At 71.6% G+C, this 12859-nt stretch carries 13 protein-coding genes and 1 tRNA gene; 5 read left to right on the top strand and 9 right to left on the bottom strand.

Features of this window, described 5'->3' with window-relative positions; all coding sequences use genetic code 11:
- Positions 1–56: 56 nt before the first annotated feature.
- Genes AB0E14_RS23255 through AB0E14_RS23235 form a run of 5 tightly spaced genes read right to left on the bottom strand, consistent with a single transcriptional unit; the run spans position 57 to position 2770 of the window.
- Entirely contained in the window at positions 57–380 is a 324-nt protein-coding gene (locus AB0E14_RS23255) for a DUF202 domain-containing protein (protein WP_362421211.1), read from the bottom strand.
- Entirely contained in the window at positions 377–772 is a 396-nt protein-coding gene (locus AB0E14_RS23250; protein WP_362421208.1) for a DUF202 domain-containing protein, read from the bottom strand. The genes AB0E14_RS23255 and AB0E14_RS23250 overlap by 4 nt, the downstream gene beginning before the upstream one ends.
- Positions 773–781: 9 nt before the next feature.
- Positions 782–1294 (bottom strand): NUDIX domain-containing protein, encoded by a 513-nt coding sequence (locus tag AB0E14_RS23245; protein ID WP_362421205.1) that lies wholly within the window; start codon positions 1292–1294, stop codon positions 782–784.
- Positions 1295–1343: 49 nt separating this feature from the next.
- On the bottom strand, positions 1344–2126 hold the full coding sequence (locus AB0E14_RS23240) for a glucose 1-dehydrogenase (protein WP_362421202.1): 783 nt from the start codon (positions 2124–2126) through the stop codon (positions 1344–1346).
- Positions 2123–2770 (bottom strand): TetR family transcriptional regulator, encoded by a 648-nt coding sequence (locus AB0E14_RS23235; RefSeq protein WP_362421200.1) that lies wholly within the window; start codon positions 2768–2770, stop codon positions 2123–2125. The genes AB0E14_RS23240 and AB0E14_RS23235 overlap by 4 nt, the downstream gene beginning before the upstream one ends.
- A gap of 105 nt (positions 2771–2875) precedes the next feature.
- On the opposite strand from AB0E14_RS23235, the gene AB0E14_RS23230 reads away from it, so the two are divergent.
- Together AB0E14_RS23230 and AB0E14_RS23225 are read left to right on the top strand one after the other, a co-directional pair.
- Complete coding sequence (locus AB0E14_RS23230) at positions 2876–4531, top strand: FAD-binding dehydrogenase (RefSeq protein ID WP_362421198.1); 1656 nt, start codon at positions 2876–2878, stop codon at positions 4529–4531.
- Between the two features lie 93 nt (positions 4532–4624).
- On the top strand, positions 4625–5512 hold the full coding sequence (locus AB0E14_RS23225; RefSeq protein WP_362421194.1) for a TIGR03619 family F420-dependent LLM class oxidoreductase: 888 nt from the start codon (positions 4625–4627) through the stop codon (positions 5510–5512).
- 43 nt (positions 5513–5555) lie between these two features.
- Here the strand turns inward: AB0E14_RS23225 and AB0E14_RS23220 are convergent, their stop codons facing one another.
- Entirely contained in the window at positions 5556–6953 is a 1398-nt protein-coding gene (locus AB0E14_RS23220) for a gluconate:H+ symporter (protein WP_362421191.1), read from the bottom strand.
- 176 nt (positions 6954–7129) lie between these two features.
- Positions 7130–7654 carry a gluconokinase gene (locus tag AB0E14_RS23215; RefSeq protein ID WP_362421188.1) on the bottom strand — a complete coding sequence of 175 codons (525 nt, stop codon included), beginning with the start codon at positions 7652–7654 and terminating at the stop codon, positions 7130–7132.
- A gap of 137 nt (positions 7655–7791) precedes the next feature.
- On the opposite strand from AB0E14_RS23215, the gene AB0E14_RS23210 reads away from it, so the two are divergent.
- Positions 7792–8493 (top strand): FCD domain-containing protein, encoded by a 702-nt coding sequence (locus AB0E14_RS23210; protein ID WP_362421185.1) that lies wholly within the window; start codon positions 7792–7794, stop codon positions 8491–8493.
- Between the two features lie 194 nt (positions 8494–8687).
- Entirely contained in the window at positions 8688–10160 is a 1473-nt protein-coding gene (locus AB0E14_RS23205; protein WP_362421181.1) for an amino acid permease, read from the top strand.
- Between the two features lie 63 nt (positions 10161–10223).
- Here AB0E14_RS23205 and AB0E14_RS23200 read toward each other — a convergent pair whose 3' ends face one another.
- Entirely contained in the window at positions 10224–11156 is a 933-nt protein-coding gene (locus tag AB0E14_RS23200) for an RluA family pseudouridine synthase (protein ID WP_362421179.1), read from the bottom strand.
- A 70-nt stretch (positions 11157–11226) separates the two neighbouring features.
- Positions 11227–11314 (bottom strand) — tRNA-Leu (locus AB0E14_RS23195).
- Between the two features lie 208 nt (positions 11315–11522).
- On the opposite strand from AB0E14_RS23195, the gene AB0E14_RS23190 reads away from it, so the two are divergent.
- Positions 11523–12848, top strand: a complete 1326-nt coding sequence (locus AB0E14_RS23190; protein WP_362421177.1) for a M20/M25/M40 family metallo-hydrolase — start codon at positions 11523–11525, stop codon at positions 12846–12848.
- Positions 12849–12859: the final 11 nt, after the last annotated feature.

Genomic DNA, 12859 nt, shown 5'->3' with positions numbered 1-12859 from the left:
CCGGGGCGGGCCCTGGGAAAGCCCAGGGCGGACCGGGAAGGCCACGATCCGCCGACCTACAGGATCACCGCCACCGCGAACGCCGCGAGAGCCACCGTGCACGCCGTCGCTAGCAGCGCGCCCCGGAGCGAGAGCGGGACCGGACGGGCCGTGTCCAGGGCGTGGATCCGGCGGTGGGCGACCGCGAGGAAGGCGACCCACACCAGCGCCGTCAGCGCGGCGCCCGCCACCCCCGGCGCCGTGATCTCGTCCCTGATCGCCGACTTCGCGGCGAGCACCGCCACGATCGTGCAGGTCAGCGTCGTACGGCGCCAGGCGAGCCGGGTCCGTTCCGGCTGCAGCCCCGGATCGCGGACGGGCGCCGCCGCCCCCTCGGTCACCGGCCGGTCCAGCCGAAGAGGATGACCACCACCATCACCACGGCCACCAGCGCCACCGCGAGGCTGAGCAGCGTCGGGAACCGCGACACCGGCAGGTCCTCCCCGCGCCGCATCGCCCGCTCGCACCGGACCCAGTGGTTCACCGCGCGCAGCGCGCACAGCACGCCCGCGGCGAGCAGCGAGAGCGCGAGACCGACGCGTACGCCCCAGCGCAGGTCCGGCAGGAACTGGTCGACGGCGAAGCCGCCGCCGACGAGTGCCAGCGCGGTCCGGATCCAGGCGAGGAAGGTGCGCTCGTTGGCCAGCGAGAACCGGTAGTCCGGCGTCTCGCCCTCGTCACGGATCCGCCGCGGCGCGAACCACAGCCGCAGACTCTGCACGAAGTCACTCACCCGGGCACCTTAACCGCGGTGCGCGCGCAGCCGTCCGTACGCGGCCAGACCGTCCGGAACCCACGCCCACTCCCCGAGCCGCGCGACCACCTCGGCCTCCGGCAGGAAGGCGTGCCAGGCGACCTCCTCCACCTGAGGGTCCACGGGCAGTTCGCACCGCACCCGGTAGACCGCCGACCACCACTTCCCGGCCACGCCCCCGGAGTCGTACAGGAATCGGAACAGCGGCTCGGGGCGCGGAAGCCCGGAGACGCCCAGCTCCTCCTCGGCCTCGCGCAGCGCCGCGTCGTCGTACGACTCTCCGGCGCCCACGACCCCGCCGACGAACATGTCGTACATCGACGGGTAGACCAGTTTCCCGGGCGTGCGCCGGTGCACGAAGACACGGTCCTGCGCGTCCCGTACCTGGATGAACGTGCAGCGGTGGATGAGGCCCCGCGCGTACACCTCGGCGCGCGGGGCCTGCCCGACGACCTCGTCGTGCTCGTCGACGACGTCCAGGATCTCTTCGGCGGGGTTCATGCCCCCATCAGATCACCGACCGCGGCAGGATCGCCCACACCTGACCCGATCACTGCCCCATGACGTACTTCACCGTCGGCCCGGTCGTCCAGCCGCCGTCCACGGCCAGCTCCGCGCCGGTCACGTAGGAGGCCGCGTCCGAGAGCAGGAAGACCACCGCGCCGGCGATCTCGTGCGCCTCGCCGACCCGGCCCATCGGGGTGTTGGGGTAGCCGCCCTCGCCCTTCTGGATGCCGAGACCCGCGGTCATCGGGCTGTACGTCATGCCCGGGTGGACGGAGTTCACCCGGATCCGCTCCGTGCCGAGCTCCACCGCGCCGATCTTCGTGAGGCCGCGTACGCCCCACTTCGAGGCGCCGTAACCGGCGGTCAGGGCAAGACCCATCAGTCCCGCGGCCGAGGAGATGTTGACGATCGAGCCGCCACCGGCCTCCTTCATGGCCGGGATCGCGGCCTTCATGCCGATGAAGACGCCGGTCAGGTTGATGTCGAGCACCCGGCGGAAGTTCTCCACGGACTCGGTCTCCAGGAAGGCCCCGGAGGATATCCCGGCGTTGTTCACCAGACCGTGCAGCCCGCCGAACTCGGCGACCGCGTACGCGACCGCCGCAGCCCAACCCTCCTCGGAGGTGACGTCGTGGTGCAGGAAGCGCGCCCGCTCGCCCAGCTCGGCCGCGGTCGCCTTGCCCTCGTCGTCGAGCACGTCGGTGAGCACGACGTTCGCGCCGGCGGCGACGGCCTGCCGTGCGGCCTCGGCCCCCAGGCCGCGGGCGCCTCCGGTGATCAGGACGGTCCTGCCGGTGAGGTCGTGGAGGCGGATGTTCTCGGTCATGCGGGGTCCTTTCGGATCGAGGGCGGCGGCGGAGCTTGCAGCAGGGCCGTCGTGGTCTGGACGAGGTCGGCGAGGAAGAGCTCCTCGTCCGTCAGGGGGGCGGTGCCGTCGAGGTACTGCCGGGCCCGGTCGGCCAGGGCCGCGCCGACGACGGTGAGCGCCAGGTCGAGCCGTTCGAGCCGCAGCGGCTCGGGCAACCCGGTCCGCCCGGTCAGGCAGGCCTCCAGCCGTTCGATCAGCCGCCAGTACACGGTGCCGTCGAGCGTGGGATGCGGCGTGCGGGTGCGCACCCCGCTCTCGTGGCTGAGCTGGGCGGAGATCCGCAGACAGCGGCGGCCGCGCTCGGTGCGCAGCTCGCTCGCCTCGGCGCCGACCAGGGCCCCGATGAGCGCGTGCGGCTCGTCGGGCGCCTCGGCGAGGAGCGGTTCGAGGACCTGTTCCGTACGTCTCTGGCGGCCGGCCATCACCGCGTCGAGCAGGCCCGCGCGCGAGCCGAAGTGGTACTGCACGGCCGACGGGTTGCTCTGGCCCGCGAGGGCCACGATGTCCCGCAGCTGGGCGCCGTCGACGCCCTGCGCCGCGAAGAGTTCCTCCGCCGCGCGGATCAGTTTGTCCCGGGTCTCGGGCCCTGACGTCCTCGCCATGCCGACCATATTAATGCTCGACATTAGAAAACGGGAGGGGTGTGCACGGAGCCGGCCCGGTCCGGACGGTTGACTCGATACATTCGTGTATCCAAGATTCGGTCCATGTCGTACGACGCTGATGTGATCGTGATCGGAGCCGGCCTCGCCGGTCTGGTGGCCACCGCCGAGCTCGTGGACGCCGGACGGAGCGTCATCCTGCTCGACCAGGAGCCCGAACAGTCGCTGGGAGGCCAGGCCCACTGGTCCTTCGGCGGCCTCTTCCTCGTCGACTCGCCCGAGCAGCGCAGGATGCGGATCAAGGACAGCCACGAGCTGGCCCTCCAGGACTGGCTCGGCACGGCGGGCTTCGACCGCCCCGAGGACCACTGGCCGCGCAAGTGGGCCGAGGCGTACGTCGACTTCGCTGCCGGCGAGAAGCGGTCCTGGCTGCACGCGCGCGGGGTGCGGTTCTTCCCCGTGGTGGGCTGGGCCGAGCGCGGCGGGTACGACGCGACCGGCCACGGCAACTCGGTGCCCCGCTTCCACATCACCTGGGGCACGGGACCGGGCCTCGTCGCCCCCTTCGCCCAGCGCGTCCGCGAGGGCGTGGCCCGCGGCCTCGTCCAGCTCCGCTTCCGGCACCGGGTGACCGCCCTCGGGACGACGGCGGGCGCCGTGGACACCGTCAGCGGCGAGATCCTGGAGCCGTCCGACGCCGAGCGCGGCACGGCGAGCAGCCGGGAGGCCACCGGCGCCTTCGCGCTCCGGGCCCAGGCCGTGATCGTCACCTCGGGCGGCATCGGCGGCAACCACGACCTCGTCCGCAAGCAGTGGCCCGACCGCCTCGGCACCCCGCCCGCGAAACTGCTCTCCGGAGTCCCCGCCCATGTCGACGGACTCATGCTCGGCATCGCCGAGGAGGCCGGGGCGCGCCACATCAACCGCGACCGGATGTGGCACTACACCGAGGGCATCGAGAACTGGAACCCGATCTGGGCCAAGCACGGCATCCGGATCCTGCCCGGACCGTCCTCGCTCTGGCTGGACGCGCGCGGCCGCAGGCTGCCCGTGCCGCTCTTCCCCGGCTTCGACACCCTCGGCACCCTCGAACACATCATGCGCACCGGCCACGACCACACCTGGTTCGTGCTCGACCGGCGCATCATCGGCAAGGAGTTCGCCCTCTCCGGCTCCGAGCAGAACCCCGACCTCACCGGCAAGTCGGTCCGGGACGTCATCGGCCGCGCCCGCGCGGACGTACCGGCCCCGGTCCAGGCGTTCATGGACAACGGCGTCGACTTCGTCGTGGAGCGGGACCTGTCCGCCCTGGTCCGCGGTATGAACGCGCTCACGGACGAGCCCCTCATCGACGAGGCGGAGCTGCGCCGCGAGATCACCGCACGGGACCGCGAGATCGCCAACCCCTTCACCAAGGACCTCCAGGTCACGGCGATCCGGGGCGCGCGCAAATACCTCGGCGACAAGCTGATCCGTACGGCGTCCCCGCACCGGATCCTGGACCCCAAGGCCGGACCGCTGATCGCCGTACGCCTGAACATCCTCACCCGCAAGTCGCTCGGCGGACTGGAGACGGACCTGTCGTCGCGGGTCCTGACCGAGGGCGGCGAGGCACTCCAGGGGGTGTACGCGGCCGGCGAGGCGGCCGGCTTCGGCGGCGGAGGCGTCCACGGCTACCGCTCCCTGGAGGGCACCTTCCTGGGAGGCTGCATCTTCTCGGGCCGAGCGGCGGGCCGAGCGGCGGCACGGGCGGTGGGGTAGCCGGGGCGGAACCCTCCGGCCTGCCCGCCATGTGGCACGGCTCACGAGCCGACCCCTTCGTGGCGCCGAGGCTCCCCAACTCACCATGAGGGCATGGATATCGGCATCGCACTGCCCCAGTACGGCACGCACGCCCGCCCCGAGGCGATCGCTGGCTTCGCCCGCGAGGCCGAGGAGGCGGGCTTCGACTCCTTCTGGGTGGGGGACCGTTCACTCGCGCCGGTCGCGCCCAGCGACCTCTACCCGGGCCACACCCCCGAGGACCCGTACCCCCGCGAGTACCGGACGTTCCTCGACCCGCTCACCGTGCTGACGGTCGCCGCGACGGCCACCACACGGGCCAGGCTCGGCATGTCGACCCTCAACGCCCCCTGGTACCCGCCCCTGTTGCTCGCCCGCAGCCTCACCTCCCTCGACGGACTGAGCGGCGGCCGGCTCGACGTCGGCCTGGGGATCGGCTGGCTCCGCGACGAGTACACCGCGGTCAACGCCGACTTCGGACGGCGCGGCGCCCACCTCGACGAGATCCTCGACATCCTCGCGGGCATCTGGACCGAGGAGGAGTTCGGTCACAAAGGCCCGCACTGGACGATCCCCCGCGCGCACGTCGGGCTCCGCCCCGCCCAGCCCGCCGGTCCGCCGGTCTACCTCGGCGGCTTCAGCCCGGCCGCGCTGCGCCGGGTCGGCCGGCGCGCGGCCGGCTGGGTCGGCGCCGTCCTGCCGCCGGAGGCCGCCGCGGGCCTCTGGGAGACGGCCCGGCGCGCCGCCGAGGAGGCCGGCCGGGACCCCGACGCGCTGCGCCGCCACATCCGCTTCAACGCCACCCCGGGCATGACCGCCGATCAGATCGCCACGGTCCTCGCGGGCGTCCGGGCGACCGGAGCCGACTCCTGCTTCCTCGACCTCCAGCGGGCCACCCGCGAGCCCGCCGAGGCGCTGGAACTGGGCCGGAACGCACGGGACCGGGTCCGGAACGCCTGAGCGGCGGTCCCGACCCGGTCCCGGACGGAGCGAGGCGCGGCGGCTACAACACCAGCGACAGCAGCAGGACGAAGACGATGCCGACGACCGAGATGATCGTCTCCATCACCGACCAGGTCTTGATCGTCTGGCCGACGTTCATGCCGAAGTACTCCTTCACCAGCCAGAAACCGGCGTCGTTCACATGGCTGAAGAAGAGCGAGCCGGCCCCGATCGCGAGGACGAGCAGCGCCGTCTCGGTCGTCCCCATGCCCTCGGCGAGCGGGGCCACGAGCCCGGCCGCCGAGATGGTCGCGACCGTCGCCGAGCCGGTCGCGAGGCGGATCGCCACCGCGATCAGCCAGGCGAGCAGCAGGGCCGGGATCGACCAGTTCTTGGAGAAGTCCAGGATCATCTGGCCCACGCCGACGTCGATCAGGGTCTGCTTGAAGCCGCCGCCCGCGCCGACGATGAGCAGCACGCCGGCGATCGGGGCGAGGGACTTCTCGACGGTGGTGGAGAGCCGCTGCTTGGTGAACCCGGCCGCGCGGCCCAGCGTGAACAGGCCCACCAGCACGGCCGCGAGCAGCGCGATCAGCGGCGAGCCGATGACGTCGGTGACCTTCTGCAGCGCGTTGTCGGGGTTGTCCACGACGATGTCGACGAGCGCCTTGACCAGCATCAGGACGACGGGCAGCAGCACGGTCGCGACGGTGGCGCCGAAGCCGGGCCGCTTCTCCAGGTCCTCGGAGGGACGCGTGGGGATCATGTTCTCGGGGGCCGGGATGTCGACCCAGCGGGCCGCGTACCGGGAGAACAGCGGACCGGCGATGATCACGGTCGGGATGGAGACCAGGACACCGAGCGCGAGCGTGACACCGAGGTTGGCGCCGAGGGCGTCGATGGCGACCAGCGGGCCGGGGTGCGGCGGGATCAGTCCGTGCATCACCGAGAGACCGGCGAGGGCGGGGATGCCGATCCGCATCAGCGAGTAGTTGCCGCGCTTGGCGACGAGCAGCACCACCGGGATCAGCAGGACTATGCCGATCTCGAAGAAGAGCGGCAGCCCGATGACGGAGGCGATGAGCACCATCGCCCAGGGCATGGCCCGCCCGCTCGCCTTGGCGAGGATCGTGTCGACGATCTGGTCGGCACCACCGGAGTCGGCCAGCAGCTTGCCGAGGATCGCGCCGAGCGCGATCAGCACGCCCACACCGGCGACGGTCTTGCCGAGACCGACGGTGAACGAGTCGATGGTCGCCGCGAGCGGCGCACCGGCGAAGGCGCCGAGCGCCAGCGAGCCGATGGTCAGGGCGAGGAAGGCGTGCAGCTTGAACTTGGTGATCAGCAGGACGATGACGGCGATGCCCGCGAGCACGGCGAAGCCGAGCTGGGCGTTGCCGGCCGAGGTGATCGGCTCGACGGCGTCCGCTGCCAGCATCTCGACGCTGAGACTGGTCACGGTGGTTCCTTAGGGGACGGGGGTGAGGGGCGGGGAACGAGGGGGTCACGCCGAGGGACCGACGTGGCCGCGGGCCCGGGGAGCGGGCCCACGAAGCGGGGGCGACGGGGGACCGGCGTCCGCTCACTGGAGGGCGGGTGGACGCCGACGGGGACGACGTACCGGGAACCGCGCCGTCAGCCGACGAGTCGGCTCACCGCGTCGACCGCGCGCGCCGCGATCTCCTGCGGCGAGCCGGAGACGTCGACGGCGACGCCCGCCTCGTCGTCCCCGAGCGGCTGGAGCGTGGCGAACTGCGAGTCGAGCAGGGCCGTCGGCATGAAGTGCCCCTTGCGCTCGGTCATCCGCCGCTCGATCAGCGCGCGGTCGCCGGTCAGATGCAGGAAGACCACGCCCGGGGCGGCCGCCCGCAGCCGGTCCCGGTAGATCCGCTTGAGGGCGGAACTGCTCACCACCCCGCCGAGCCCTTCCCGGCCGTGCGCCCACTGCCCGATCGCGTCGAGCCAGGGGCCGCGGTCGGCGTCGTCCAGGGGGACGCCGGCGGACATCTTGGCGACGTTCGCCGCCGGGTGGAAGTCGTCGCCCTCGGCGTAGGGCACGCCGAGGGCGTCCGCGACCAGGGGGCCGATGGTCGTCTTGCCGGTGCCGGCGACGCCCATCACGACGACGACCCGGGGGACCGTCGGGGAGGTGGTGCTCATGGGTGGTGCCTCGCTGTCTTCTTCGACATCGATCCGTCGCGCTCATGAAACCCATTGGGTACGACGTATTCAAGGGTCTGTGACATTAAAGTCATACTTTTTGTTCCCGATCTTGGTCGCCGCGTAGGCTGACCCCCATGACGACACCGGCCCAGGGGCTTCATCCGCACGTCCTCGCCACCCTGGGTCTCGCGATCACCGCCGGTGAGTACCCGCCCGGCAGCGTGCTGCGCACCGACGAACTCGCCCAGCGCTTCGACGTCTCGCGCACCGTGGTCCGCGAGGTCGTCCGCGTCCTGGAGTCCATGCACCTCGTCGAGTCCCGCCGCCGCGTCGGCGTGATCGTCCTGCCGACGGCGCAGTGGAACGTGTACGACCCCCAGGTCATCCGCTGGCGCCTGGCCGGCGCCGACCGCCCCCGCCAGCTGCGCTCGCTCACCGTGCTGCGCTCCGCGGTCGAACCCGTCGCCGCGGGACTCGCCGCCGCCCACGCCACGCCCGAGCAGTGCCGCGAACTGACCGAGCACGCGCTCGGCATGGTCGCCACCTCGCGCGGCCGGCAGCTGGAGGCGTACCTCGTCCACGACATCGCCTTCCACCGGGTCGTCCTGAACGCATCCGGCAACGAGATGTTCGCCAGGCTGGGCGACGTGGTCGCCGAGGTCCTCACCGGCCGCACGCACCACCAGGTGATGTTCGAGGACCCCGACCCGGCCGCCGTCACCCTGCACGTCCAGGTCGCCGAGGCGGTCCGCGAGCGGGACGCGGCCCGCGCCGAGGAGCTGACCCGCCAGATCGCCGTCGGCGCCCTCAAGGAACTGGACGTCCTCGCGCCGTAAACCCGGCGGACCCCCGCACTTCGCCCGCGAGCAACCTCAGAAGTAGCTCAAATAAGGGCGTTCAGTGACATTGGCCACTGCCGAAACGCCGTCGTGCCGTGACGATGTGCGCTGGCCGCGCGTGCCGTGGACGACCTCCACGCGCGCGGCCGGGTACCGCACAGACCCTCTCCCTCACGAAGGCGAACAACTCCATGAGTGACCGCACCCCCTCTGCGGCCGACACGCTGTCCGCCACGCCGCCTCCGGCGCCGGCCGCCGGGGCGTCCCCCCACGTCGACGCCGGTGACGCCGGATACCGCAAGGACCTCAAGTCCCGGCACATCAACATGATCGCCATCGGCGGCGCGATCGGCACCGGCCTCTTCCTCGGCGCCGGCGGCCGCATGGCCAACGCGGGACCGTCCCTCTTCATCGCCTACGCCGTCTGCGGCGTCTTCGCCTTCTTCGTGGTGCGGGCCCTCGGTGAGCTGGTCCTCTACCGCCCCTCCTCCGGCGCCTTCGTCTCCTACGCCCGTGAGTTCATGGGCGAGAAGGGCGCCTACACGGCCGGCTGGCTCTACTTCCTCAACTGGTCGACCACCGCCGTCGCCGACATCACCGCTGCCGCGACCTACGCCCACTTCTGGGCCATGTTCAGCGACGTCCCGCAGTGGATCCTCGCCCTGATCGCCCTCGCGGTCGTCCTCGCCGCCAACCTCATCTCCGTGAAGTACTTCGGCGAGATGGAGTTCTGGTTCGCGATCATCAAGGTCGGCGCCCTCGTCGCCTTCATGCTCATCGGCATCTTCCTGGTCGCGACCTCGCACGACGTCGGCGGCCACACCCCGGGCTTCTCCACCATCACGGACAACGGCGGCATCTTCCCCAGCGGTGTCATGCCGATGCTGCTGCTGATCCAGGGCGTCGTCTTCGCGTACGCCTCCGTCGAGCTCTGCGGCGTCGCCGCCGGTGAGACCGAGAACCCCGAGAAGATCATGCCGCGCGCGATCAACTCGATCATGTGGCGCGTGGGCCTCTTCTACGTCGGCTCCGTGATCCTGCTCGCGCTGCTCCTGCCCTACACCGCCTACTCCGGCGACCAGAGCCCCTTCGTCACCGTCTTCGACAAGCTGGGCATCCCCGGTGCCGCGGGCGTCATGAACCTGGTCGTCCTGACCGCCGCGCTCTCCAGCCTCAACTCGGGTCTGTACTCCACCGGCCGGATCCTGCGCTCCATGTCGCTGGCGGGCTCCGCGCCCAAGTTCACCGGCGTCATGAACAAGGGCGGCGTCCCCTACGGCGGCATCCTGCTGACCGCCGCCTTCGGTGTCCTCGGCGTCGGCCTGAACTACGTCATGCCCGGCGAGGCCTTCGAGCTGGTGCTGAACTTCGCCTCCATCGGCATCATCGGCACCTGGGGCATGATCATGGTCTGCTCGCTGCTCTTCGTGCGGCGCTCCCAGGACGGCCGGGTCACCCGCCCCTCCTACCAGCTGCCGTGGGCCCCGTACACGCAGATCGTCACCCTGGTCTTCCTCGGCTCGGTGCTGGTCCTGATGTGGATGGACGGCGGCATCAGCCGCACCACCGTGAACTGCCTTCCGCTGATCGCCGCCGCCCTCGTCGGCGGCTGGTTCCTGGTCCGCAAGCGGGTCCGCGCGACCGCCGCGGAGCACCAGGACTGACAGACCCCCCACGGGGCGACGAGACCCCCGCAGGCGGCGGCCTGCGGGGGTCTCCCGCTTTTCTCAGTCCGTCCCGCTCAGCCGCAGTCCGCTCTCGAAGCGCAGCGGCGCCCCCGTGACCGGGTCGGTGAACTCCAGCACGCGTGCGAGCAGTTGCAGCGGCCGCGCGTAGTCCTCCGGGCCGTCCTCCAGGACCACCGGATAGACCGGATCGTGCAGGATCGGCAGCCCCAGGCTGTTCATGTGCACCCGCAGCTGATGGGTGCGCCCGGTCCTCGGCAGCAGCCGGTACCGTCCGAGACCGCCCCGCCGCTCCACCAGCTCGATCCGGCTCTCGCTGTTCGGCTCGCCCGGCTCCTCGCGCGCGGCGATCACCCCGCGCTCCTTCACGATCCGGCTCCGCACCGTCACCGGCAGGGCGACCCCGGGGTCGTACGGAGCCACCGCCTCGTACTCCTTGCCGACCAGCCGGTCCCGGAACAGCGTCTGGTACGCGCCCCGGTCCTCGGGCCGTACCACGAAGAGCACGAGCCCGGCCGTCAGCCGGTCGAGCCGGTGCGCGGGCTGCAGCTGAGGCAGCCCCAGCTCCCGCCGCAGCCGTGCGAGGGCCGTCTCGGTCACATGCCGCCCGCGCGGCATCGTGGCCAGGAAGTGCGGCTTGTCGACGACGACGATCCGCTCGTCCCGGTGCACGACCCCGATCTCGAAGGGCACCCGCTCCTCGGCGGGGAAGTCCCGGTGGTACCAGAGGTACGTCCCCGCCGCGTACGGCTCGTCCTCCCGGACCGGCCGCCCGTCCCCGCCCACGAACCGCCCGTCCCGCACCATCGCGCGGACGCGGGCGTCTCCGACGGCCCCGCCGAACCGCGCCCGCAGGTACTCCCCGACCGTGGCCCACCCGTCACCGGCGGCCTCCTCGGGCAGCCGCAGCCGCACGGGATCGATCCCGTCCCGCTGGGGGAGCGGCGCCACCGGCCGCTTCGTCCTGCGTCTCACAGCTCCCACCGATCCGTAACGTCATGTCCGGCAACGCAAGAAGGACCCCACGTGACGTGGGGTCCTTCGCTGGTGTCCGAGGGGGGACTTGAACCCCCACGCCCGATAAAGGGCACTAGCACCTCAAGCTAGCGCGTCTGCCATTCCGCCACCCGGACAAGGTGTCTGTCTTTCCGGCCGCTCGGCCGTTCCGACGTGGAAAACCATAGCAAACATTGGAGGTGGTCGATCACCACCCCCTTTCGGGCCGGACCGTGTGACGGGCGGATGTCGGCCGACGGCCGCCCTTGGGTCCCGGGGGCCGGGCGCGCGAGGATGGGGGAGTCCACCAGCAAGCACGTGGGGCACGTAGTGGGAGGAAGCAGCGTGAGCGAGTCGAACACGGCGAGGAAGATCACCGGCGAGGACGAGGTCGTCGACCTCTGTCGTGACCTCATCCGCATCGACACCAGCAACTACGGCGACCACTCGGGCCCGGGCGAGCGGGCGGCGGCGGAGTACGTCGCCGAGAAGCTCGCCGAGGTCGGTCTCGAGCCGAAGATCATCGAGTCGCACAAGGGGCGGGCGTCCACCGTCGCCCGGATCGAGGGCGAGGACCCGTCGCGGCCCGCCCTCCTCATCCACGGCCACACCGACGTCGTGCCGGCCAACGCCGAGGACTGGACCCACCACCCCTTCTCCGGCGAGGTCGCCGACGGCTGCGTGTGGGGCCGGGGCGCGGTCGACATGAAGGACATGGACGCGATGACCCTCGCGGTCGTCCGGGACCGGATGCGCAGCGGTCGCAAGCCCCCGCGCGACATCGTGCTCGCCTTCCTCGCCGACGAGGAGGCGGGCGGCACCTACGGAGCCCGGCACCTGGTCGACCACCACCGGGACCTCTTCGACGGCGTGACGGAGGCGATCGGCGAGGTCGGCGGCTTCTCCTTCACCGTCAACGAGAACCTGCGGCTCTATCTGGTCGAGACGGCCCAGAAGGGCATGCACTGGATGCGGCTGACCGTCGAGGGCACGGCCGGGCACGGCTCGATGACCAACAACGACAACGCCATCACGGAGCTCTGCGAGGCCGTGGGCCGGCTCGGACGCCACCAGTGGCCGGTGAGGGTCACCAAGACCGTACGGTCCTTCCTGGATGAACTCTCGGACGCGCTGGGCACCCCGCTCGACCCCGAGGACATGGAGGCGACGCTCGCCAAGCTGGGCGGCATCGCCAAGATGGTCGGCGCCACCCTGCGCAACTCCGCCGCCCCGACCATGCTCGGAGCCGGGTACAAGGTCAACGTCATCCCCGGCCAGGCCACCGCCCACGTCGACGGCCGGTTCCTGCCGGGCTACGAGCAGGAGTTCCTGGCCGACCTCGACCGGATCCTAGGACCGCGGGTCAAGCGCGAGGACGTGCACGGCGACAAGGCCCTGGAGACCAGCTTCGACGGCGCCCTCGTGGACGCGATGCAGCTGGCCCTCCGTGCCGAGGACCCGATCGCGCGGGCGGTGCCGTACATGCTCTCCGGTGGCACCGACGCCAAGTCCTTCGACGACCTCGGCATCCGCTGCTTCGGCTTCGCGCCGCTCCAGCTGCCGCCCGAGCTGGACTTCGCCGGGATGTTCCACGGCGTGGACGAGCGTGTGCCGGTGGACGGGCTGAAGTTCGGCGTCCGCGTCCTCGACCGGTTCATCGACGCGTCCTGAGCGGATCTCGT

The sequence above is a fragment of the Streptomyces sp. NPDC047981 genome (assembly GCF_040653315.1).
In the GTDB taxonomy this organism is placed as follows: Bacteria; Actinomycetota; Actinomycetes; order Streptomycetales; family Streptomycetaceae; genus Streptomyces.
Note: the sequence above shows the minus strand (reverse complement) of the source record. Positions and strands in the feature narration are given on the sequence as shown.

What these genes read in the sequence shown, in the direction of transcription:
- AB0E14_RS23235 (WP_362421200.1), bottom strand. Translation starts at nt 2,770, where the DNA reads ATGGCGAGGACGTCAGGGCCCGAGACCCGGGACAAACTGATCCGCGCG.
- AB0E14_RS23230 (WP_362421198.1), top strand. Translation starts at nt 2,876, where the DNA reads ATGTCGTACGACGCTGATGTGATCGTGATCGGAGCCGGCCTCGCCGGT.
- AB0E14_RS23225 (WP_362421194.1), top strand. Translation starts at nt 4,625, where the DNA reads ATGGATATCGGCATCGCACTGCCCCAGTACGGCACGCACGCCCGCCCC.
- AB0E14_RS23245 (WP_362421205.1), bottom strand. Translation starts at nt 1,294, where the DNA reads ATGAACCCCGCCGAAGAGATCCTGGACGTCGTCGACGAGCACGACGAG.
- AB0E14_RS23210 (WP_362421185.1), top strand. Translation starts at nt 7,792, where the DNA reads ATGACGACACCGGCCCAGGGGCTTCATCCGCACGTCCTCGCCACCCTG.
- AB0E14_RS23205 (WP_362421181.1), top strand. Translation starts at nt 8,688, where the DNA reads ATGAGTGACCGCACCCCCTCTGCGGCCGACACGCTGTCCGCCACGCCG.
- AB0E14_RS23215 (WP_362421188.1), bottom strand. Translation starts at nt 7,654, where the DNA reads ATGAGCACCACCTCCCCGACGGTCCCCCGGGTCGTCGTCGTGATGGGC.
- AB0E14_RS23240 (WP_362421202.1), bottom strand. Translation starts at nt 2,126, where the DNA reads ATGACCGAGAACATCCGCCTCCACGACCTCACCGGCAGGACCGTCCTG.